The organism is Ramlibacter sp. (genome assembly GCF_035548915.1).
Classification (GTDB): Bacteria; Pseudomonadota; Gammaproteobacteria; order Burkholderiales; family Burkholderiaceae_C; genus Ramlibacter.
The window spans coordinates 224,533-245,922 of sequence record NZ_DASZSE010000018.1; the positions used below are offsets into that span (position 1 = coordinate 224,533).

The window sequence follows — 21,390 nt, forward strand, 5'->3', positions numbered from 1 at the left end:
TGCGAATGGATGACGAAGCACGCCGCCGGCCGCGAGCGGGGAGGCCGATCACGCCGATGGAATTCGACGCGATGAGCGACGAGGAACTCGAACGCCTGGTGCCGAAGAAGTATCGGGAATACTTCCCCGGCAAGGAGGCTTGCGCCGACGGGTTTTTCTACCTGCACGACGGGACGGCGTACAGCTTCTACAAGGGCGGGTTGCTGGACGACTGAGGGCGCAAGAGACGCCCGCGCGCTATGCGCCGTCGCCGGGTGTTCGCTGTCCCATCGCGAGCAGGCCTTTCTGGATGGTCGCGATGTTGTTGCGGAAGGACTCGAGTGCGCCCGGCTCGACGTGTTGAGCGCGGGCGGCCGCGAGCATGCGCACGTTGTTCTGGATCGGCTCGAGCATCGGCGGCAGGCTGCGCACGAGCGCGCCGACGACGGCGTCCTGCGTGACCTGAACGGCCTCCAGTTTGCCGAGGAGGGCGTTGCAGAGGTCGTGCAGGGCCTTCATGCTTGCGAAGACTTCGTCCTGGTTCATGGGGGGTCCTTTGGCGATGTGGTGGTGGCGATGCCGGCTGATTCGGAATCGGCCAGGCAACCGGTTCGACAACGCTTGCCGATGTTCGGCGCGAGCAGGTTGGCCGTTGGGCGTGCCGGGCGGCATAATTGTCCTGCCATGAGCCCTCTGATCGATCAAAAGCGAGACGAAGTCGCAGCGTTGTGCCGGCGCACGCACGCTCGTCGGCTCGATGTCTTCGGGTCGGTGACGCGTTCCGATTTCGATCCCCAGCGCAGCGACATCGATTTTCTGGTTGAGTTCGAAGACGTGCCGCCTCGCGAATACGCAGATGCGTATTTCGGACTGAAGGAGGGGTTGGAAGCACTATTCGGGCGACCCGTCGATTTGCTTACGCCGAGCAACCTTGCCAATCCCTATTTTCGTCGGCGTGTCATTGCCGAATTGAAGACGGTGTATGCATCCTGATGCGGGTCACTCGACCCTGGCGGCATTCAGACCGCCTGCATTTCATCGAGCTCCGCGCTGACACGGGCAAGCAGCTTCTGAAGTGACTTGTCGTCAGCCGCATACGCGAGGGCTAGGAGCGTCAGAGGATGCACGCCAAGTGCCTCGCTGAGACTTTCGATCTTGTTCAGGGTAGGGCTCTTCAGTCCGCGCTCCAGCGAACTCAGGTAAGTGCGGCTGGACACTTCCGAGAACGCCTCCTGACTCAACCCGCGAGCTTTTCTCACGGTCTTCAAGGCGGCTGCGAACGATGGCTTCTGTGGCATTCGGGTCTGGCGTATGAACACCGATGACACCCGAACGAATCCGATAGGGCTACAATCTATAGGATTCATTTTCGACCTACCTCCATTGAGCTCCAGCCTCCCTGCGCAGCGAACCGCGGAATCGTTCACGGACGACGATGCCGCGATCATCGCGCGTGCGTTACGGATCCTCGATGCACGTTTGCGGCGCGGGCACGCCTTCGGCGACCGCGATTCGGTCAAGGCCTATCTCCGTTTGCAGACGCAGGGGCTTGCTCATGAAGTCTTCGGCGTGATGTTCCTCGACACGATGCATTGCCTCATCGCCTACGAACAGCTCTTTCGAGGCACGCTCGCCGAAACCTCGGTGCATCCGCGTGAAGTGCTCAAGCGCGCGCTCGCGTTGAATGCGGCTTCGGTCGTGATCCACCACAACCATCCCAGCGGCAGTTGCTATCCCAGTGAGGGTGACCGCGCGGTCACGTGCGCACTACAGGCTGCGTTGTCGCTCGTGGAAGTCGCCGTGCTCGATCACGTGATCACGAGCGATGCGGAGGCTGTGTCCATGTCGGAACTGGGCATGTTGCCTTCGGGGGTTCGGCCTGGTGCCCTCCGGTCGTGACACGCACGCCCTGGAGGTTCTGGCTGCAGACTGAAGGTCCCACGGCCAAGCTTGGGGAGAAATGGGGGTCAGAAATGGGGGTCAGATTCCAATTACTCGTGACTTGGCATTGCCACGAGCCGAACGCCCAGCGCCGGGTCAGAAATGGGGGTCAGATTCCAATTACTCGTGACTTGGCATTGCCACGAGCCGAACGCCCAGCGCCGCGCAAACGCGAGCGACAGTGTCGAAGCGCGGTGCGCTATCCGGTCGCAGAGCCTTGTAGAGAGCTTCGCGAGTCATCCCGGTGGATTTCGCGATGTCGCTCATTCCGCGCGCACGCGCAATGTCACCCAGTGCCGCAGCGAGTAGGCCCGCGTCCCCGGCCGCGAGAATGTCAGTGAGATACGCCGCGATCGCATCCTCGCTGTCCAGGTACAGGGTCGGATCGAACTCGGGAAGATCATCCACCTTGATGCGCTTGCCCACCATGTCGTACTCCTCAGTCAAGCAATGCAGCCAATTCCTTGGCGCGCAGTATGTCGGCTACCTGTGTGCGCTTCGAGCCGCCTGCGAGCAGGATGATGAGATCCTTTCCACGCCGCGTGAAATAGATCCTCCATCCTGCGCCGAGGTGGATACGCAACTCGGAGACGCCGGCGCCGACGGTTTTGACATCTCCTGGAAGCCCGCGTTCAAGCCGCTTCAAACGAGCGACAACCACCCCGCGCACTTCCGCATCGGGCAATCGGCTTAACCATCGGGTGAACTCCGGAAGCGGCCGAATCGCGGGCATCCCGCCCATTGTAATCGGTCGATTACAGTTTGGTCAAACGACATCGGCTGATGGCTTCGGTCTTGCCCCGCGAATTCACAGTTGGGCTTTGAGTTCGAAGAGAGCTTCGCGTCATCCGGTAGATTTCGCGATGTCGCTCATCCTGCGTGCACTGTGCAATGTCATCCAGAGCCGCAGCGAGTAGGCCCCGCGCCCGCGACCGCGAGAATGTCAGTGAGATACGCCGCAATCGCCGATGCGTCTGCCAGAGTCAAGGTGCACTGCCTTCGCGCTTCGCGGGATTGACCTGACTTCCGCTGCCGGGAAGATGAGCATGACGGTTTTGGTCGCAACTCGGAGGACATCGGGGCCAGACTCAACTTTCCCCATCACCGAGTTCAGTCAGCAGCGCTCGAACCGCATACTGAAGAGCAGGCAGAGATTCATGGACCGCGCTCCAGACCGTCGCGTGGTTCACTTGCGCATACCCGTGAATAAGCCGGTTGCGAAATCCGATGATTCTCGGAAGCTTCGGAATGCGCGAAGCCGTCTCAGGGCTAGCCTTTGCGAGTTGGCTGAGGGCTTCGCCGATGATCTCGAACTTGCGTTCGACCGCCGAATGCACCAGCTCCGAACTTGCGTATGCCGCCAAATCCAGTCCGATCACGAATCGTTGAATGTCGGCCGCGGCAGATTGAACGTCCCACAGCCAGGCCTTCAGGTCACGCTGCATACACGACTTCGCGGTTCCGATTGATCGATGCGATGACGAAGGGATTCTTCAGGGCGTCCGGTTCCACGAGATCGACGCTTCGCTGCAACAGCTCTTCCAACGCTTCCTTGACATCGAAATACGCATCGAATCGCCGAAGCGTTTCAGGCTCGAACTCGACAAGAAAATCCGCATCGCTTTTCTCCGGGTCGAAGTCGATGCCACGCGCAGCAGAGCCGAACACCTCGAGCTTGCGCACGTGATGCTCTTTGCAGATCCGAGAAATCTCGTCTCGCTTCTGGCTGATTACGGCATGCACGGGATGCCACCTCGGCTGGTTGAAGTTGACGAGCCTTACCCCCGGCACTGGCTCCACAGTTAGGGCTGCTTGGTTCCCCACCTGACCCGTTTGGCCGCTTCGCCATGCGGGGAGGCCCGTCACCCACGATTGTAGGCGAGCGAGCGCGCCTCCTGCCGCGGCCGCGCCAGTGCGCCACCGTAGAATCGACCGAATGTCCTACCTCGTGCTCGCCCGCAAGTACCGGCCGAAAACCTTCGCGCAGATGGTCGGCCAGGAACACGTGGTGCAAGCCCTCTCCAACGCGCTCGCTCAGCAGCGCCTGCACCACGCCTACCTCTTCACGGGCACGCGCGGCGTCGGCAAGACGACCGTGTCGCGCATCCTCGCCAAGTCACTCAACTGCCAGGGCCCGGACGGGCAGGGCGGCATCACGGCCACGCCCTGCGGCGTCTGCCCGGCCTGCACGGACATCGACGCGGGCCGCTTCGTCGACTACACCGAACTCGACGCCGCTTCCAACCGCGGCGTGGACGAAGTGCAGGCCCTGCTCGAGCAGGCGGTCTACAAGCCCGTGCAGGGCCGCTTCAAGGTCTTCATGATCGACGAAGTGCACATGCTCACGGGCCACGCGTTCAACGCGATGCTGAAGACGCTCGAGGAGCCGCCCGAATACCTCAAGTTCGTGCTCGCCACGACCGATCCGCAGAAGGTGCCCGTCACCGTGCTCTCGCGCTGCCTGCAGTTCAACCTGCGGCCGATGGCACCCGAGACGGTGCAGGAACACCTCGTTCGCGTGCTGCAAGCCGAGCAGGTGCCCACCGACGCGCCCGCGCTGAGACTGCTCGCCCGCGCGGCACGCGGCTCGATGCGCGACGCGCTTTCGCTCACGGATCAGGCCATCGCCTTCGGCGGCGGAGAGATCCGCGAGGCGAACGTGCGGCAGATGCTCGGGACGGTGGACCGCGGCCACGTGTTCCGGTTGATCGAGGCACTCGCGAACGGCGACGGCAAGACCGTCGTCGGGATGTCGGAAGACCTTCGCGTGCACGGCCTGAGCGCCGCGTCGACCCTGGAAGAAATGAGCGCCGTTCTGCAGCGGATGGCGGTCGCGCAGGCCGTGCCTTCGAATGCCGCGGCCGACGACGAAGAAGCGATGGAGATCGCGCGGCTCGCCTCGCTCATGCCGGCCGATGAAACGCAACTGCTCTACAGCATCTGCCTGCACGGCCGTGCGGAGCTCGGGCTCGCCCCGGACGAATACGCGGGGCTCACGATGGTGCTGCTGCGGCTGCTCGCGTTCAAGGAACCCGCTCAAAAAAAAACTGAAGCGGCGCGGCGGGTGCACGAGGAGGCCGGTGGTCGGGAGGAGGGCGTGCGTTCCCTGGATTCCCGCCTTCGCGGGAATGACGATGCGAAGGGGGCCGCCACCTCTGCCACCTCCGCAGCCACCCCCATCACGCCCCCTCCCGGTCGCGTGCTGCCCGTCGTGTCGCCCGCGCAACCGGTCCCGCCGGCGCGTGCTCAGCCTGCCTCGGCCGTCGTCGCGGTCCCCGTGCGCGTGCAACCCGAGCCCGTGCGCGAAGTGCAGGCCGCCGCCGCGCAATCCACGCTCGTTCCCACCCCCGAAGGCGACTTCTGGCACGCACTCGTCGAGCAGCTCGTCGCGGCCGAAGCCGTCACGGCGCTCGTGCGCGAACTCGCGTTGCAGTCGCAACTCGTCGCGCGCGACGAAGGCCACTGGATGCTGCGCGTCGAGCGCGAATCGCTCAACCAGCCCTCCAGCCGCGCGCGCCTGAAGGCCGCGCTCGAGTCGGTGGGCCACGCCGTCGAAGTGAGCGTCGAAGTGGGAACGGTCACCGACAGCCCCGCCCGGCGCAACGCCCAGGCCGCGGCCGAGCGGCAAAGCGCCGCGGAACAGATCATCCTGAACGACCCGTTCGTGCAGTCGATGATGCGCGACTTTGGCGCGAGAATCGTGCCTGGCAGCATCAAACCCGTCTAAAGGATTCAACCCACCATGTTCAACAAAGGGCAACTCGCCGGCCTCATGAAGCAGGCCCAGGCGATGCAGGACAACCTGAAGAAGGCGCAGGAAGAACTCGCCCTCATCGAAGTCACGGGCGAATCCGGCGCGGGGCTCGTGAAGGTCACCATGACGTGCAAGCACGACGTGAAGCGCGTCGAAATCGATCCGAGCCTGCTCGCGGACGACAAGGACATGCTCGAAGACCTCGTTGCCGCCGCCTTCAACGCCGCGGTGCGCAAGGCCGAGGAAACTTCCGCCGAGAAGATGAGCAAGCTCACGGCGGGGCTGCCGCCGGGGATGAAGCTCCCGTTTTGAGCGACGCGTCCCTCCCCGCCCTCATCGAAGCGCTCAGGCGCCTGCCCGGCGTCGGCGTGAAGTCGGCTTCGCGCATGGCCTTTCACATGCTGCAGCACGACCGCGAGGGCGCGCTGCTCCTCGCCCAGGCGCTGCAGCAGGCGGCCACCCGCGTGCGGCACTGCGCGCAATGCAACACGTTCACCGAAGCCGAAATCTGCCCCACGTGCCTCGATCCGCATCGCGACCGCACGAAGCTGTGCGTGGTCGAAACGCCGGCCGACCAGGCGGCGGTGGAGCGGACTGCGGCCTACCGCGGCCTCTACTTCGTGCTGATGGGCAAGCTGAGTCCGCTCGACGGGATCGGCCCGAAGGACATCGGCCTTGCGCGGCTTTTCGCGCGCGCCGGCGACGGCGTGGTGCAGGAAGCGATCCTCGCCACCAACTTCACCGCGGAGGGTGAAGCGACCGCGCACGTGATCGGCGAGGCGCTCAAGCAGCGGGGCCTGAAAGTGACGCGGCTTGCGCGCGGCGTGCCCGCGGGCAGCGAACTCGAATACGTGGACCTGGGAACGATCGCGCACGCGCTCGTGGAGAGAAGGGAAAAATGACGATGGATTCCGCCCGTTTCACCGTGGCCTACTGGTGCGTGCTGGTCGCGGCGCTCCTGCCTTACGCCGCCGTTTACCTCGCGAAGTCGCCCGGCTTCGGCAAGCGGCGGCGCGAAGGCGGCTTCGACAACGCCGAGCCGCGCGCGTGGCTCGCGAGGCTCGACGGCTGGCAGGCGCGCGCCGTCGCCGCGCAGCAAAACAGCTTCGAGGCGCTGCCGTTTTTCATCGGGGCGGTCGTCATCGCGCATCAGCTCGGCGCGCCGCAGACGCGCCTCGACATCCTCGCGCTGGTCTTCGTCACGCTGCGCATCATCTACATCGCGATGTACGTGGCAGGCCTGCCCACGATCCGATCGGCCGTCTGGGCGATCGCGTTCGCCGCGAACATAGGTATTCTTTTCATCGGCTATCGATGAGGGACTTTGCGTGAGAAGCCGCGTTACGTGAAAACCCGCAGGGGATGGTCCTGATGCGGTGCACACAAGCGCTGACTACGCTCGGGAAATAGCCGGAAGAACACCAACGAAAGACCCGCCCGATGAGCCACCCGCCGATCACTCGCCGAACCTTCGCTTCAACGCTCGCACTCACCGCCGCTGCCGTCGCCGCGCCCGCGCTCAGGGCGCAGACGAAGCTCGAAAAGCCCAAGCTCGCGCTCGCCGTGGGCGGCAAGGCCGCGTTCTACTACCTGCCGCTCACGATCTCCGAGCAGCTCGGGTACTTCAAGGCCGAGGGGCTCGACGTCGAAATTTCGGATTTCGCGGGCGGCGCGCGCGCCCTGCAGGCGCTCGTGGGCGGCTCCGCGGACATCGTGAGCGGCGCGTTCGAGCACACGATCAACATGCAGAGCAAGAACCAGTTCATCTCCGAGTTCGTGCTCATGGGCCGCGCGCCGCAGATCGCGATCGGCGTGTCCACGAAGACGATGCCCTCGTACAAATCGATCGGCGAGCTGCGCGGCAAGAAGATCGGCGTGTCCGCTCCCGGCTCGTCGACCAACATGATCGCCAACCTCGTGCTCACGCGCGGGGGCGTGAAGCCCACCGACGTGAGCTTCGTGGGCGTCGGCACGGGCGCGGGGGCGCTCGCCGCGCTGCGCTCGGGCCAGATCGACGTGATGAGCAACACCGACCCGGTGATGACGATGCTCGAGCAAAAGGGCGAAGTGAAGATCATCAGCGACACGCGCACGCTGAAGGGCACGCAGGACGTGTTCGGCGGGCCGATGCCCGCGGCCTGCCTCTACACGCATGCCGACTTCATGCACAAGAACCCGAATACCTGCCAGGCTCTCGCGAATGCAATCGTGCGCGGCCTGAAGTGGCTGCAGACGGCCGGCCCGAGCGACATCATCAAGACCGTGCCCGAGGCGTACCTGCTTGGCGACCGGGGGCTTTACCTCGCCTCGTTCAACAAGGTGCGCGAGGCGATCGCGCTCGACGGCGTGATGCCCGAAGAAGGCCCGAAGACGGCGCTGAAGGCGCTCGCGAGCTTCGAGCCGAGCGTGAAGCCGGAAAAGATCGAGCTCGCGAAGACGTATACGAACGAGTTTGCGAGAAGGGCGAAGGATAAATACAAGGCATAGGCTCGCGTGCCCCTCACCCCAACCCTCTCCCCAGAGGGGAGAGGGAGTCAGCCAGGCATGACGCCGTACGCGCTCGAGCTGAATCGCATCACCGTCACGTTCCGCTCGCGCGAGGGCGGCGGGCAGCGCTATACCGCCGTTGCCGACACCACCCTGCACGTGAAGGCGGGCGAATTCGTCTCCGTCGTCGGGCCGACGGGCTGCGGCAAGTCCACGCTCCTGAACATCGCGGCCGGCCTGCTCGAAGCGTCGTCCGGCGAAGTGAAGGTGTTCGGCGAGCCGCTTGCCGGCATCAACCGCCGCGCGGGCTACATGTTCCAGGCCGAGGCGCTGATGCCGTGGCGCAATGCCCTGGACAACGTGATGATGGGGCTCGAATACCGCGGTGTGCCGATGGCCGATGCGCGCGCGCAGGCGCAGGCGTGGCTCGCGCGCGTGGGCCTCGGCGAATTCGGCGACCGGTATCCGCACCAGCTTTCGGGCGGGATGCGCAAGCGCACGTCGCTCGCGCAGACGCTCGCGCTCGACCCCGACATCATCCTCATGGACGAGCCGTTCTCCGCGCTCGACATCCAGACGCGCCAGCTCATGGAAAACGAAGTGCTGGAACTGTGGGCGGCCAAGCGCAAGGCCGTGCTCTTCATCACGCACGACCTCGACGAGGCGATCGCGATGAGCGACCGCGTCGTGGTGCTCTCCGCCGGCCCCGCCACGCGGCCGATCGGCGAATTCCCGATCGACCTGCCGCGCCCGCGCGACGTCGCCGAAGTGCGGGTCGATCCGCGCTTCGTGGAACTGCATTCGCGCATCTGGTCCGTGCTGCGCGAGGAAGTGCTCAAAGGCTACGCGCAGCAGCTGAAGAAGGCGGCGTGACGATGAACCTGAAGCCCGGCGAGAAGAATCTGCTGTGGTGGCAGCTCGCGTCGCTCGTGGTTCTCCTCGTGGCCTGGCATCTGCTTTCGCGCAACGAACAGACGGCGTTTTTCATCGGCGAGCCGGTCACCGTCGCGGGCCGCATCTGGTCGTGGTTCCTGCCGGTGGATGTCCCGGCCAATGCGCTCTTTCCCGAAGGTCTGCCGGGCCATGCCGACATCTATCTGCACCTGGGCATCACGCTGCTGGAGACGGTGCTTGCCTTCGCGTTCGGAACGCTGCTGGGCCTCGCCTTCGGGCTGTGGCTCGCGCTCGCGCCCACGGCGAGCGCGATTCTCGACCCCTACATCAAGGCGCTCAACTCGATGCCGCGCGTGATCCTCGCGCCGATCTTCGCGCTGTGGTTCGGCCTCGGCATCTGGAGCAAGGTGGCGCTTGCGGTGACGCTCGTCTTTTTCATCGTGTTCTTCAACGTCTACCAGGGCGTGCGCGAGGTGAGCCCGGTGATCCTCGCCAACGCGCGCATGCTGGGCGCGAACCAGCGCCAGCTGCTGCGCACGGTCTATCTGCCGAGCGCGACGAGCTGGGTGTTTTCGAGCCTGCACACGTCGGTGGGCCTCGCCTTCGTGGGCGCCGTGGTGGGCGAGTATCTGGGTTCCGCGCGCGGTGTCGGCTACCTGATCCTCCAGGCGGAAGGCACGTTCGACGTGAACACGGTGTTCGCGGGGATCGTGGTGCTCACGGCATTCGCGCTGATCCTCGATGGGATCGTCGGACGCATCGAAGCGCGGCTCATGAAGTGGCAGCCGCGCCAGGGCGAAACCGAAAAGCTCTGACCGTCCCGATGTCGGATGGCCTTGCTCCCTCTCCCCATTGGGGAGAGGGTCGGTGTAGGGGGGGGGCGCCCCTCAAGTCTTACCCGCGATGCGGATTGTTCGGCCGCGAATCGAAGCGGTTCGGCACGCCGTCGTGATCGTTGTCGTGCATGCCGCGGTGGTGGCGTTCCCAGCGGTCGCCGATCATCACCCAGCGGTCGCCATGCTGCTCCCAGCGCGGCTCGACATAGGCGTAGCCCAGGCGCTCGCGCGTCCAGTGGCCGCCCATCCAGGCATAGTTGCCATGACGCCAGACGTAGTGACCCGGCACCCACACGTAGCCCCGGCGAGGCGCGGGCACCACTTCGTGCATGGGCGCGGGGGGCGCCGTGGTGATGACGAGGCTCGTCGCCGCCTGCGCGGAAGCGCCGAAACCGGCGAAAGCAGCGGCCATGGCCGCACCGAGCAAAATTTTCTTCAGCATGGTCGATCTCCTTCACTGATGCTGTGCAACCACGACTGTGCAGTGAAGAGAGCGCCCGCCGGATCGGCGCGCAGAGCGAGTACCCGTCGGAATTGTCCTGCTTGCGCTCGCGTGAAGCGGCGTGACCGGATGTGTCGACCTCAGCGGCTCGCCTGCTTCACGCCCGCGCGCTTGCCGCGCACGGCGAGCTTCTTCGGGTGGGCTTTGGCCGCGGTGCGCGCGACAGGTTTGGACACCGCGCGAGTGCGGACCACGGCTTTCGTGGCCACATGCACCGGCCGCGACGATGCGCGCACGGGCAGATGCAGCACCACGTGCTGCCCGGGCCGGAAATGTGCGGCACTGCCCACGTCGTTCCATGCCGCCACCTGCGACGGGGCGACCTTGTAGCGCCGCGCGATGGTCGCGACCGTGTCGCGCTTGCCCGCGCGCACGACGGTGCGCCTCAGAACGATTTCGGGCGCGAGGCTCAGCTGCCCGTTGTCCGCCACGTGGCTCGTCACGTCTTCCGTGCGGTTGCCCGTGCGCGGCACGATGAGCACCGAGCCGGCCTTGATCAGCATGCGCGGCGGGATCGAATTCACGCTGCGCAGATCGGCCTCGCTCATGCCCACGCGGTGCGCCGCATCGGCCACGGTCATGGTGGAAGGCGCGGCCCACGCCGTCCAGCTCGCGAACCGGCCGGACGAATAGTCCTGATAGTTGCGCTTGAAGACGGCCGCGTTGTCCCACGGCAGCAGGATCTCGGGCGTGCCGGCCGCGAGGATCACGGGCCGCGCGAGATGCGGATTGAGCGCCTTGAAGTCGGCGATCTCCACGTCCGCCAGCTTCGCGGCGAGCTCGACGTCGATGTCGCGCTGTACCGTGACGATCTGGAAGTAGGGGTGGTTCTCGATCAGCGGCAGCTCCGCGTGGAACTGGTCCGGATTGGCGATGATGTTCTTCACCGCCTGCAGCTTCGGCACGTAGTTGCGCGTTTCGTTGGGCATGGGGAGATCGGCGTAGGTCGTGCCGAGCCCCTTCGCCTGATTGCGCGCGATCGCGCGGCTTACGTTGCCTTCGCCCCAGTTGTAGGCGGCAAGCGCGAGGTGCCAGTCGCCGAACATGCCGTAGAGCTTTTGCAGGTAGTCGAGCGCGGCGCGGGTGGAAGCCAGCACGTCGCGCCGGTCGTCGCGAAAGACGTTCTGCTTCAGGTCGAACGTCCGGCCGGTCTGCGGCATGAACTGCCACATGCCCGCGGCGCGCGCGCTCGACACCGCCTGCGGATTGAAAGCGCTTTCGATGAAGGGCAGCAGCGCGAGTTCGGTGGGCATGCCCCGGCGCTCGAGCTCTTCGACGATGTGGAACAGGTACTTGCGCGAGCGGTCCGTCATGCGCTGCATGTAGTCCGGCCGCGTGGCATACCACTGTTCCTGCTGGTGCACGAGGTCGTTGTCGAGGTCGGGCATCCTGAAGCCCGCGCGAATGCGCACCCAGAGGTCGGGCGGCGGCTGCAGCGCGACGACCTGGCGCGAGCTCAGGTCGCTCGACGTGATTTCCGAAAGGGGTCCGGAGGGGATGACGGCCGGCAGTCTGGCCGGCGCGGCGAGGATGGGTGCGGGTTTCGGCTCGGTGCGCGCCTCGGGCGCGGGAGGCTGCGTGGTGGCGCAGCCGGCCAGCGCTGCCGCGATCGACAACGCAAGGAGGAGGGGCTTGAACATCATTTGAATTCGTTCTTCCATTGGCGGATCGCCGCGAACACCGCCACTTCGTCGCCGGGGTCGGCGCCGTTGTAGTCCTGAGCCGCCCGTTGGACCGCGGGCTCGCGAGCGCGCAGGAACGGGTTGATGCGACGTTCCCGGCCGATGCTGGAGGGAAGCGTCGGCAGGCCCGAGGCGCGCAGGCTCTCGCAGTGGTCGAAGTAGTGGGCGAGCTCATCATTGCCCGGTTCCACCGCTTTGGCAAATTTCAGGTTCGCCAACGTGTATTCGTGGGTGCAGCACACGCGCGTGTTGCCGGGCAGCGCGGCCAGCTTGTGCAGCGAGTCGAGCATCTGCGCGGGGGTGCCTTCGAAAAGGCGCCCGCAGCCCCCGGAAAAGAGCGTGTCGCCGCAGAAAAGAAGTGGAGCGCCGTCCACTTCTTCACAGTAATAGGCGATGTGGCCGGCGGTGTGGCCCGGGACGTCGAAGACGCGGAAGCGCAATCCGAGCACCGTGATCTCGTCGCCTTGCGCGAGGCGGGTGAGCGGCTCGGGGATCTTCTCGCGCGCGGGGCCGTACACCTGCGCGCCCGTGGCGTCGCGCAGTTCGTCCACGCCGCCGATGTGGTCCGGATGATGGTGGGTGACTAGAATCGTCGCCAGTTGCAGGCCGGAATGCCGCAGGAACTGAAGCACCGGTTTCGCATCGCCCGGGTCGACCACCAGGGCCCGATGCCCGTCATGCAACATCCACAGGTAATTGTCCTGGAAGGCGGGCAGCGGAATGAATTTCATGAGCGAGCAGATTATAGAAATGCAGCAGTGGTTCGAAACCCCCCCGGGGCGTTATTTGCTCGCCTGGGAGGAAGAGGAGTTCGACCGCGCCGTGGCCGACATCTTCGGCTATCACGCCGTGCAGCTTGGCTTGCCCGCGCTCGACGCGCTGAAAGCCAACCGCATGCCGCACAAGTGGCTCGCGCTGTCGCCCGAGGAAGCCTTGCAGACGCTGCGCCGCCCCGCGGTGATCGCAGAATTCTCGGCCTTGCCGTTCGAGGAGAACAGCCTCGACCTCGTCGTGCTGCCGCATTCGCTCGAGCTGAACGCGGACCCGCACGCGACCCTGCGCGAAGTCGGGCGCGTGCTGGTGCCCGAGGGGAAGGTCGTGATCTGCGGAATGAATCCGGCGAGCCTCTGGGGCCTGAGGCAGCGGCGCGCGCACCTTTACCGGCGGCTCGGGTTCGGGCAGCTCTTTTTGCCCGACGCGGGCGAATTCATCGGCTGGCGGCGCCTGCGCGACTGGCTGCGGCTCCTGGACTTCGAGGTGGAGTCGACGAGTTTCGGCTGCTGGCGGCCCGCGTTCTCCACCGACAAGTGGCTCGCGCGCTTCGACTGGATGGATCGCCTGGGCGAGCGCTGGTGGCCGATCTTCGGGGCCGTGCACTTCGTGGTCGCGGTGAAGCGCGTGCGCGGCGTGAAGTTGATCGGGGCGGCGTGGAAGACGTCCAAGCCGCTCGCGACCGCGCCCGTGCCGCTCGCCAACCGCAGCCACCGGCATCGGCCGCACCGGATTCACAAGTCATGAGCGCCGCCCGGCCGTCCCAAGGCGCGGGGGCCGCCTCGGGCGGCAACGCAGGACACGCAGTGACAAGCGTGGGGGTCGCATGACGCCTGTCGTGATCTACACGGACGGGGCGTGCAAGGGCAACCCCGGGCCGGGGGGGTGGGGCGTGCTCCTGCAATCGGGCGATACGGTGAGGGAACTGCATGGGGGAGAGCGCAGCACCACCAACAACCGCATGGAGCTCACGGCCGTGATCCGCGCGCTGGAGGCGCTCAAGCGGCCGTGCGCGGTGACGCTCTATCTCGACAGCCAGTATGTGCTGAAGGGCATCACCGAGTGGCTCCCCGGCTGGAAGGCCAAGGGCTGGCGCACCGCGAGCAAGCAGCCCGTGAAGAACGTGGAACTCTGGCAGCGTCTGGACGATCTGCTCACGACGAGCGGCCACGTGGTGGACTGGCGCTGGGTGCGCGGCCACAACGGCGATCCGGGCAACGAGCGCGCCGATGCGCTCGCGAACCTGGGCGTGCTGCAAGTCGGCTCGGGGCACTGAAAGAGGCCGACGGACTTCCCCGAAGTAAATGCGCGGTAAAGCCGGGCCAATCCGCGGCAAAACCACGCAGCGCGACTCGCTTGCGGCGATACCGAAGGTGTCTTTCGGCGTCGCCTGCTGTTACATTGGCCCTTGCGACTGCTGCCGTGCAACAACGAGCGCGCCCCGCCGGCGAGGCCCGGGTGCGCCTTGGGATTTTCGAGACGGGACACTGCATTTCATGGCTCGTAAGGCTCTCTACATCTCCGGCGCCGCGGGCGTCGTCGTCCTCGCACTTGCCGCCGCCTGGTGGTTCAACGCGGCGAGCCGCCCCGCCTCCGGCGCTGCGGGGGCTGCCGCCACGCGCGGCGCCAACGCGGTCGAGCACGGCGCGAGCGGCGCCCAGGGGCCCGGCGTTCTCGTCACCCTCGCCGCCGCGCAGAAGCAGGACGTGCCGGTCACCGTGACCGTCAACGGCAACGTCGTTTCGCTCAACAGCGTCGACGTCCGCCCGCAGGTGAGCAACGTGGTGCAGAAGGTCCACGTGAAGGAAGGCGACTACGTGCGCGCGGGCCAGCCGCTTTTCACGCTCGACGCGCGAGCGGACCAGGCCAACCTCGAGAAGGCGCGCGCGCAGCAGCTGAAGGACCAGGCGACGCTCTCGGACCTCGATCGCCAGTACCGGCGCAGCCAGGAGCTCCTGCAGCAGAACTTCATCGCCAAGAGCGCGACGGAGAACGTGCTCGCGCAGCTCGAGGCCCAGCGCGCCGCCGTGGAAGCGGACAAGGCCGCGGTGCGGGCCGCGGCCGTGGCGCTCAGCTACGACGACATCCGCGCGCCGATCTCCGGGCGCACGGGCGCGATTCCCGTTTTCGCCGGCACGCTCGTGCAGCCGGCCACGACGCTCGTCACCATCACGCAGCTCGACCCGATCGCCGTCACCTTTCCGGTGCCCGAAGGGCGCCTGCAGGACCTGCTCGAGGCCGCGAAGACGCGCTCGCCCGTGTTCGCATCCGTCGCGGGCCGCGCCGTGCCGCTGAAGGGCTTCCTGAGCTTCGTGGACAACACGGTGGACCCGCAGGTGGGCACGGTGCGCGCCAAGGCGCAGTTCGACAATCGCGACAACGCGCTGTGGCCCGGCCAGTACGTGAACACGAGCATCACGGTGAAGGTGCTGAAGGACGCGATCGTGGTGCCGATGGCCGCGATCATCACGAGCCCGAACGGCCGCATCGTCTACACGATGAAGGACGGGCTCGCGCAGCCGCGCCGGGTCGATATCGACTATGCGATGGGCGACAACGCCGCCGTGCGCGGCGTGCAGGCGGGCGAGCGCGTGGTGGTGGAGGGCAAGCAGAACCTGCGGCCCGGCTCGCGAGTGCGCGTCGAACGCGCGGGGAGCGCCCCCGACGGCGGCGCGCCGGGCGTGCCGGGCGGCGGCGCCTCGGTGGCGCGAAAGGACCCGACGTGAACATCTCCGAGCTGTGCATCCGCCGTCCGGTCATGACCGTGCTGCTGAGCGCGGCGCTCGTGGTGGCGGGCGTGCTCGCCTACATGCGCATCCCGATCGCGGCGCTTCCGAGCTACAACACGCCGGTGATCGCGGTGTATGCGCAACTGCCCGGCGCCGCGCCGGACACGATGGCCTCGTCGGTCGCGCTGCCGCTCGAAAAGCAGTTCTCCACCATCGCGGGGCTGAAGCTCATCAGCTCGATCAACACGCTCGGCAGCACGCAGATCACGCTGGAATTCGAAAGCTCGCGCGACATCGATGCGGCGGCGGTCGACGTGCAGGCGGCGCTCCTGCGAGCCCAGCGCGCATTGCCCGCGGAGATGACGACGCTGCCGTCGTACCGCAAGGTGAACCCGGCCGACGCGCCGGTGCTCTTCATCGCGCTCGACTCGCCTTCGATGGGCCTTGCCGAGCTCGACGACTATGCCGAAAACCTGATCGCCCCGACGCTTTCCACGATCGACGGCGTGGCGCAGGTGAACGTGTACGGGCAAAAGCGCTTCGCCGTTCGCATCCGCGCCGACACCGATCTGCTGAACGCGCGCGGCATCACGCTCGACGAACTCGCCAACGCGATCAAGGCGGCCAATTCCAACACGCCCGTGGGCGTGCTCGACGGCCCGCGCCAGACGCTCACGATCCAGGCCAACGCGCAGCTGCGCAACGCGGCCGAGTTCTCCGGCATCATCGTCGCGCAGCGCAACGGCGCGCCGGTGCGCCTTTCGGAAGTCGCGAAGGTCGAGGACAGCTACGAATCGGTGAAGACCTCCGCGAGCTACAACGGCCAGCGCGCGATCATGCTGTCGGTGCAGCGGCAGCCCAACGCGAACACGGTGCAGGTGGTGGACGCCGTGCGCAAGCTGCTGCCCACCTTCCAGGCGCAGCTGCCGCAGTCGATCAAGATCACGGTGCTCAACGACCGGGCGCGCTCCGTGCGCGAAGCGGTGCACGACGTGAACCTCACGCTCGCGCTCACGGTGATGCTCGTGGTGCTCGTGATCTATCTCTTCCTGCACCGCGTGACGGCGACGATGATCCCGGCCGTGACGATGCCGATCTCGCTCATCGGCGCGATGTCGCTGCTCTACGCCTTCGGCTACAGCCTGGACAACGTCTCGCTGCTCGGGATCACGCTGGCCGTCGGCCTGGTGGTGGACGACGCGATCGTCGTGCTCGAAAACATCGTGCGCCACATCGAAGAGGGCATGCCCACCATGCGCGCTGCGCTGCAGGGCTCGCGCGAGATGGGGTTCACCATCTTCTCGATCTCGATCTCGCTTGTGGCCGTATTCATCCCGATCTTCTTCATGCCGGGCGTGATCGGGCTTCTCTTCCATGAATTCGCCGTCGTGGTGGCGCTGGCCGTGCTCGTGTCGGCAGCCGTGTCGCTCACGCTCGTGCCGATGATGGCAAGCCGCCTCCTGAAGCACGAGGAGAGCGACGGCGCGGCCCACGAGGACATCGAGAAGGTGCCGGGCGGCTGGGTGAACCGGCAGTTCGAGCGGCTCTTCCGCGGCGTGCACGGTCTTTACATGCGCACGCTCGACTGGACGCTCGCGCACCGCAAGGTGATGCTCGTCGTGGCGCTTGGGACCTTCGTGCTCACGGGCTACATGGGCGCCACGATGCCCAAGGGCTTCTTCCCCGAGGAGGACATCGGGCAGATCCAGGTGACGACCGAGGCGTCGGAGGACATCTCGTTTCCGGCGATGCAGGAATTGCAGGACCGCGTGGCGGCCGCTTTCAAGGCCGATCCGAACATCCAGGACGTGACGTCGTTCACCGGCGCGGGCGGCCCCACCGGCACGCTCAACAGCGGCCGCATGTTTCTCGTCCTGAAGCCTCGTGGCGAGCGCGCGAAGATGCACGAGGTGATGGAGTCGTTGCGGCGCGAGGCTCGCACCGTGCCGGGCATCGCCGTCTACATGCAGCCGGTGCAGAACCTGCGGCTGGGCGGGCGGCAGAGCAAGAGCCGCTACCAGTACACGCTGCAAAGCGTGAGCGCGGACGCGTTGTCCCAGTGGTCACAGAAGCTCATGGACAGGATGCGGGCGGACCCGGCGTTTCGCGACATCACGAGCGATTCGCAGAACCGGGGCCTTCAGGCGTCGCTGCGCATCGACCGCGACAAGGCGAACCTCCTGGGCGTGCAGATCGGCGACATTCGCAATGCCCTGTACGACGCGTTCGGCGAGCGGCAGGTCTCCACCATCTACAGCGCGTCCAACAGCTACCTCGTGATCCTCGAGGCGACCGATGCCGACCGCCGCTTCGAAGAGGGCATGTCGCGCATCAACCTGCGCGGCAAGTCGGGTGCGCTCGTGCCGATGTCGGCCATCGCGACGGTGGAGCGCACCGTGGGGCCGACGGCCGTGAATCATCAGGGGCAGCTGCAGGCGATCACGATCTCCTTCAATCTCGCGCCCGACACGCCGCTGGGCGTCGCGACCGGCAAGATCGACGAGTACTCGCACGCGCTCAAGATGCCGGCTTCGATCATCACGAGTTACGGCGGCGACGCGGCGGTGTTCCAGGACTCGCAGGGCAGCCAGGCGGTGCTGCTCGTGTCGGCGCTGCTCGTGATCTACGTGCTGCTCGGCGTGCTGTACGAAAGCTACGTGCATCCGCTCACGATCCTCGCGGGCCTGCCTTCGGCCGCCGTCGGCGCGCTGCTCACGCTCGAGCTCTTCGGCTTCGACCTCACGCTCATTGCCACCATCGGCATCCTGATGCTGATCGGAATCGTGAAGAAGAACGCGATCATGATGATCGACTTCGCGCTGCATGCGCAGCGTGACGACGGCATGGCGCCCGCGGAGGCGATCCGCGAGGCGTGCCGGCTGCGCTTCCGGCCGATCCTCATGACGACGATGGCCGCGCTGATGGGCGCGCTGCCGATGGCGTTCGGCCTCGGGGCGGGCGCGGAACTGCGCCAGCCGCTGGGGTTGGCGGTGGCGGGGGGCCTCGTCTTCTCGCAGGTGGTGACGCTCTACATCACGCCCGCGATCTACCTTGCGCTCGAGCGCTTCAGCGGGCGCGGGCCGGTGCAGGATCTGGATGCGCTCGGCAAGAAGATCTTCTCGCGCGGCACGTCGCACGATCTGATCGCGAAGTGACGCGCCGCGTGCGCTTCGCCAGGCGACACGCTTCTCGTTGGAACTTGTTCTTCCGCGATGTTACGTAGGGCGGGGCGAATCGGCCTCTTCCACCCACATCCAAAAAAAGGAAAGCAAGAATGACAGCATCCCATTGCGTCGGCTCATCGAGCGGCTTCGGCCCTGGTCCGCAATCCTTCCTGCCTCGGGAGACATCGCCCGGGGCGACTGCCGATGACGTCGCGACTTCCCTGGCACTCGCGGCCAACGAGGTCCACGGTCGCGGGCGAGAAATCGATTCCCACTTGCATGAGATCCACGCGGAGTTCGCGGAATTCAACGCCAGCCACGTGGCCGATCAACTCCAACCGCGGGACCTGCATCACCTGGAGCAGCTCGCCGACAGGTACGTTGAGATGGAGTTGCTTGCTCTCGCCAACAGCGAGGCCCGGAGGCGGCACGAGGCGGCTTGCCGTGAAGCCGGCATCGATCCGGGCTTGCCGCTGCGAGACGGGGGAGTCAGCCCGCCGCCGCAGCGCGAGGTGAGGCGGCCATTCGAGGGCTGCAACCTCGCCGATCTGCGCAAGGTTCGCGAGAATCTGTGCCGGGAACGTGGCGTGCTCGCGAGCGGCAGGCCGTTCATGGTGACCGCGATGAAGTGTCAGATCGACCTGGGTCTCGACGGCAACGACGAGCTTGTGCAGAGGCAGCGCGATTCGATTGCCGTGCAAACGAAGGCGCTCTTCGTGAACCTCAGGAACACCCGCCACGTCGATTCCCTGATCGATTCATTGGGGCGCGATCCCGCGGCGTCCCAGGCGCCCGCGACCCGGACTTTCTGGTGGGAGCGGCCGGCCCCTTGCGATCCTCGCGATTTCGCGTGAGGCCGCCACGCACAGCTTGACCGCGCGGCGGCCGCGTTGTGCAATCCCCCCGTGCCGCAAGTCGAATTCGCGCCCGCTCTCACTCGCCACGTCGCATGTCCGCCTCAGCAGGTGACCGCGCGCACCGTGGGCGAGGCGCTCGAAGCCGCGTTGCGGGCCGCGCCCGCATTGCGCGGCTACGTGCTCGACGAGCAGGGCGCGGTGCGCCGGCATGTCGCGGTGTTCGTGAATTCGCGCATGATCGCGAGCCGCACCGACCTGAGCGCGTCGCTCGCCGACGAAGACAAGGTGCTCGTGATACAGGCACTCACCGGAGGATGACGGAGGATGAACGCATGACCACGCTGCTCGTCGGCACCCGCAAGGGCCTGTTCACGATCCATCGCGGCGACGCGGGCTGGCGGCTTGCGCCGCCCGAATTCGCCGGCGAGCCGGTCACGCAGGTGCTCGCGGATGCGCACACCGGTGCCTGGTATGCCGCGCTTCGGCTCGGGCACTTCGGCGTGAAGCTGAGACGCAGCCTCGACCGCGGCCTGAGCTGGGCGGAGATGCCGGCGCCCGCCTTCCCCGAAAAGCCGAAGGAAGGCCCCTGGAGCGACGACGCCACGCCGTGGACCGTGGACCTGGTGTGGAGCCTGGAAGCGGGGCCGGGGCGCCTTTGGGCCGGGTGCCTGCCCGCGGGACTCTTTCACTCCGACGACAAGGGCGCCTCTTGGCAGCTCGTGAAGAGCCTCTGGGAGCGCCCCGAGCGCAAGGAATGGTTCGGCGGCGGCTACGACCATGCGGGCATCGATTCGATCGCGGTCGATCCGCGCGATGCGAAGCGCGTGACGCTCGCGATTTCGTGCGGTGGCGTGTGGCAGACGCACGATGGCGGCGAGACCTGGGCCAACACGTCCGAGGGGCTGGACGCCGGCGCCTACATGCCGCCGGAGCGCCGCTTCGACGGCAACATCCAGGACGTGCATCGCATGGATGCGTGCGCGGGGCGTCCGGATGCGTTGTGGATTCAGCATCACGGCGGCATCTTCCGCTCGACCGATGGCGCCAATCGTTGGGAGGCGATTGCCTCGCCGAAGCCGAGCGGCTTCGGCTTCGCGGTGGTGGTGCACCCGAGCGACCCGGACCGTGCCTGGTTCGCGCCTGCGCATTCGGATCAGAACCGCGTGCCGGTGGATGGGCAGATGGTCGTGAACGAAACGCGCGATGGCGGCAAGACGTTCATCACCCATCGCACCGGGCTGCCGCAGAAGGATGCGTATCACCTCGTGTACCGGCATGCGATGGCTTGCACACCGGATGGAAAAACGCTCGCGATGGGGTCGACCACCGGGGGCCTGTGGGTGAGCGAGGATGAAGGCGTGACGTGGCAGTGCCTGTCGCGCGATCTGCCGCCGATTGCGGTGGTGCGGTTCGGGGAGTGATGCGCGCCGCACCGGCGTTCCCGTTTCGGTCATACGGAGAGTGAAAGTGAAATCCGCATCATCTCGTTCCGCATAGCCACCAGGCGCGAAGCGCAAATCTACTTCGATGAAATCCAAGACTGACTGGGCGCGTCTGCAAGGAAGGAAGGGCTCTGCAGTATCCGATCATCCGGAGGCCGACATCAAGCACATCGTTCGTGGTGTGGTGCGACGCGGGCTGCACCCGCTTCCCTCTAAAGCCAGCATCTCCCTGCGGGTAGACCAGGACGTCCTCGAGTGGTTCAAGGCGCAAGGCCCTGGGTATCAGACTCGGATCAACAGTGTGCTGCGCGCGTTTCGTGATGCATCGGTGTAACGCTCCTTCGCCTCCGGC

The 21,390-nt window shown here is 66.3% G+C and carries 27 protein-coding genes and 1 other RNA gene; 18 read left to right on the plus strand and 10 right to left on the minus strand.

Translation table 11 applies throughout. The features are described 5' to 3' along the window. Positions 1-5 precede the first annotated feature (5 nt). On the plus strand, positions 6-215 hold the full coding sequence (locus VHA82_RS05135) for a hypothetical protein (RefSeq protein ID WP_325540900.1): 210 nt from the start codon (positions 6-8) through the stop codon (positions 213-215). A 22-nt stretch (positions 216-237) separates the two neighbouring features. Here VHA82_RS05135 and VHA82_RS05140 read toward each other — a convergent pair whose 3' ends face one another. After that, positions 238-525 carry a hypothetical protein gene (locus VHA82_RS05140; RefSeq protein ID WP_325540901.1) on the minus strand — a complete coding sequence of 96 codons (288 nt, stop codon included), beginning with the start codon at positions 523-525 and terminating at the stop codon, positions 238-240. A gap of 138 nt (positions 526-663) precedes the next feature. Here VHA82_RS05140 and VHA82_RS05145 point away from each other — a divergent pair, with 138 nt between their 5' ends. After that, positions 664-972: a nucleotidyltransferase family protein gene (locus VHA82_RS05145; RefSeq protein WP_325540903.1), complete on the plus strand. Its 309-nt coding sequence runs from the start codon at positions 664-666 to the stop codon at positions 970-972. Positions 973-998: 26 nt separating this feature from the next. On the opposite strand, the gene VHA82_RS05150 is transcribed toward VHA82_RS05145, so the two are convergent. Continuing rightward, on the minus strand, positions 999-1,277 hold the full coding sequence (locus VHA82_RS05150; RefSeq protein WP_325540904.1) for a helix-turn-helix transcriptional regulator: 279 nt from the start codon (positions 1,275-1,277) through the stop codon (positions 999-1,001). 13 nt (positions 1,278-1,290) lie between these two features. Between VHA82_RS05150 and VHA82_RS05155 the strand changes: the two genes are divergently transcribed. Continuing rightward, complete coding sequence (locus VHA82_RS05155) at positions 1,291-1,878, plus strand: JAB domain-containing protein (RefSeq protein WP_325540905.1); 588 nt, start codon at positions 1,291-1,293, stop codon at positions 1,876-1,878. Between the two features lie 162 nt (positions 1,879-2,040). Here VHA82_RS05155 and VHA82_RS05160 read toward each other — a convergent pair whose 3' ends face one another. From VHA82_RS05160 to ffs, 5 genes are all read right to left on the minus strand, one after another. Next, positions 2,041-2,349 carry an addiction module antidote protein gene (locus tag VHA82_RS05160; protein WP_325540906.1) on the minus strand — a complete coding sequence of 103 codons (309 nt, stop codon included), beginning with the start codon at positions 2,347-2,349 and terminating at the stop codon, positions 2,041-2,043. Positions 2,350-2,359: 10 nt separating this feature from the next. Then, positions 2,360-2,653: a type II toxin-antitoxin system RelE/ParE family toxin gene (locus VHA82_RS05165; protein ID WP_325540907.1), complete on the minus strand. Its 294-nt coding sequence runs from the start codon at positions 2,651-2,653 to the stop codon at positions 2,360-2,362. A gap of 355 nt (positions 2,654-3,008) precedes the next feature. Next, positions 3,009-3,365 (minus strand): DUF86 domain-containing protein, encoded by a 357-nt coding sequence (locus tag VHA82_RS05170; RefSeq protein ID WP_325540909.1) that lies wholly within the window; start codon positions 3,363-3,365, stop codon positions 3,009-3,011. After that, positions 3,355-3,663, minus strand: a complete 309-nt coding sequence (locus VHA82_RS05175) for a nucleotidyltransferase family protein (protein ID WP_325540911.1) — start codon at positions 3,661-3,663, stop codon at positions 3,355-3,357. Before VHA82_RS05175 ends, VHA82_RS05170 begins: the two co-directional genes overlap by 11 nt. Before the next feature lie 24 nt (positions 3,664-3,687). Continuing rightward, an RNA gene (gene ffs, locus VHA82_RS05180) (signal recognition particle sRNA small type) lies at positions 3,688-3,784 on the minus strand. A gap of 72 nt (positions 3,785-3,856) precedes the next feature. Between ffs and dnaX the strand changes: the two genes are divergently transcribed. The 7 genes from dnaX (at position 3,857) to VHA82_RS05215 (ending at position 9,870) form a co-directional block, all read left to right on the plus strand. Further along, positions 3,857-5,647: a DNA polymerase III subunit gamma/tau gene (dnaX, locus tag VHA82_RS05185; RefSeq protein ID WP_325540913.1), complete on the plus strand. Its 1,791-nt coding sequence runs from the start codon at positions 3,857-3,859 to the stop codon at positions 5,645-5,647. A 15-nt stretch (positions 5,648-5,662) separates the two neighbouring features. Then, the gene (locus VHA82_RS05190) at positions 5,663-5,986 is read left to right on the plus strand and encodes a YbaB/EbfC family nucleoid-associated protein (RefSeq protein ID WP_325540915.1); all 324 of its coding nucleotides are present in this window, start codon (positions 5,663-5,665) and stop codon (positions 5,984-5,986) included. Next, a complete protein-coding gene (recR, locus tag VHA82_RS05195; protein WP_325540917.1) occupies positions 5,983-6,576 on the plus strand; it encodes a recombination mediator RecR in 594 nt (197 codons plus the stop codon). The genes VHA82_RS05190 and recR overlap by 4 nt, the downstream gene beginning before the upstream one ends. 2 nt (positions 6,577-6,578) lie before the next feature. After that, complete coding sequence (locus VHA82_RS05200; protein ID WP_325540919.1) at positions 6,579-6,992, plus strand: MAPEG family protein; 414 nt, start codon at positions 6,579-6,581, stop codon at positions 6,990-6,992. Positions 6,993-7,114: 122 nt separating this feature from the next. Next, on the plus strand, positions 7,115-8,161 hold the full coding sequence (locus tag VHA82_RS05205) for an ABC transporter substrate-binding protein (protein ID WP_325540921.1): 1,047 nt from the start codon (positions 7,115-7,117) through the stop codon (positions 8,159-8,161). Positions 8,162-8,218: 57 nt separating this feature from the next. After that, positions 8,219-9,034: an ABC transporter ATP-binding protein gene (locus VHA82_RS05210; RefSeq protein WP_325540923.1), complete on the plus strand. Its 816-nt coding sequence runs from the start codon at positions 8,219-8,221 to the stop codon at positions 9,032-9,034. Positions 9,035-9,036: 2 nt separating this feature from the next. Further along, a complete protein-coding gene (locus VHA82_RS05215; RefSeq protein ID WP_325540925.1) occupies positions 9,037-9,870 on the plus strand; it encodes an ABC transporter permease in 834 nt (277 codons plus the stop codon). A 79-nt stretch (positions 9,871-9,949) separates the two neighbouring features. On the opposite strand, the gene VHA82_RS05220 is transcribed toward VHA82_RS05215, so the two are convergent. The 3 genes from VHA82_RS05220 to gloB all read right to left on the minus strand — a co-directional run bounded on the left by VHA82_RS05220 (position 9,950) and on the right by gloB (position 12,806). After that, complete coding sequence (locus tag VHA82_RS05220) at positions 9,950-10,333, minus strand: YXWGXW repeat-containing protein (protein WP_325540927.1); 384 nt, start codon at positions 10,331-10,333, stop codon at positions 9,950-9,952. 140 nt (positions 10,334-10,473) lie between these two features. Next, positions 10,474-12,033 carry a transglycosylase SLT domain-containing protein gene (locus VHA82_RS05225; RefSeq protein WP_414708627.1) on the minus strand — a complete coding sequence of 520 codons (1,560 nt, stop codon included), beginning with the start codon at positions 12,031-12,033 and terminating at the stop codon, positions 10,474-10,476. Then, positions 12,033-12,806, minus strand: a complete 774-nt coding sequence (gene gloB, locus VHA82_RS05230; protein WP_325540931.1) for a hydroxyacylglutathione hydrolase — start codon at positions 12,804-12,806, stop codon at positions 12,033-12,035. Before gloB ends, VHA82_RS05225 begins: the two co-directional genes overlap by 1 nt. Between gloB and VHA82_RS05235 the strand changes: the two genes are divergently transcribed. From VHA82_RS05235 to VHA82_RS05270, 8 genes are all read left to right on the plus strand, one after another. Continuing rightward, positions 12,805-13,593 carry a class I SAM-dependent methyltransferase gene (locus tag VHA82_RS05235; protein ID WP_325540932.1) on the plus strand — a complete coding sequence of 263 codons (789 nt, stop codon included), beginning with the start codon at positions 12,805-12,807 and terminating at the stop codon, positions 13,591-13,593. The two genes, gloB and VHA82_RS05235, sit on opposite strands and share 2 nt — an antisense overlap. A 79-nt stretch (positions 13,594-13,672) precedes the next feature. Further along, positions 13,673-14,122 (plus strand): ribonuclease HI, encoded by a 450-nt coding sequence (gene rnhA / locus VHA82_RS05240; protein WP_325540934.1) that lies wholly within the window; start codon positions 13,673-13,675, stop codon positions 14,120-14,122. 220 nt (positions 14,123-14,342) lie between these two features. Next, the gene (locus tag VHA82_RS05245) at positions 14,343-15,572 is read left to right on the plus strand and encodes an efflux RND transporter periplasmic adaptor subunit (RefSeq protein WP_325540936.1); all 1,230 of its coding nucleotides are present in this window, start codon (positions 14,343-14,345) and stop codon (positions 15,570-15,572) included. Further along, on the plus strand, positions 15,569-18,730 hold the full coding sequence (locus tag VHA82_RS05250) for an efflux RND transporter permease subunit (RefSeq protein WP_325540938.1): 3,162 nt from the start codon (positions 15,569-15,571) through the stop codon (positions 18,728-18,730). Before VHA82_RS05245 ends, VHA82_RS05250 begins: the two co-directional genes overlap by 4 nt. Before the next feature lie 284 nt (positions 18,731-19,014). After that, entirely contained in the window at positions 19,015-19,593 is a 579-nt protein-coding gene (locus VHA82_RS05255; RefSeq protein ID WP_325540940.1) for a hypothetical protein, read from the plus strand. A 51-nt stretch (positions 19,594-19,644) separates the two neighbouring features. After that, positions 19,645-19,914, plus strand: coding sequence for a MoaD/ThiS family protein (locus VHA82_RS05260; RefSeq protein ID WP_325540942.1), 270 nt, complete (start codon positions 19,645-19,647; stop codon positions 19,912-19,914). A 14-nt stretch (positions 19,915-19,928) separates the two neighbouring features. Beyond that, complete coding sequence (locus VHA82_RS05265; RefSeq protein WP_325540945.1) at positions 19,929-21,017, plus strand: exo-alpha-sialidase; 1,089 nt, start codon at positions 19,929-19,931, stop codon at positions 21,015-21,017. 106 nt (positions 21,018-21,123) lie between these two features. Continuing rightward, positions 21,124-21,372 (plus strand): BrnA antitoxin family protein, encoded by a 249-nt coding sequence (locus VHA82_RS05270; RefSeq protein ID WP_325540947.1) that lies wholly within the window; start codon positions 21,124-21,126, stop codon positions 21,370-21,372. The last annotated feature ends 18 nt before the right edge of the window (positions 21,373-21,390 follow it).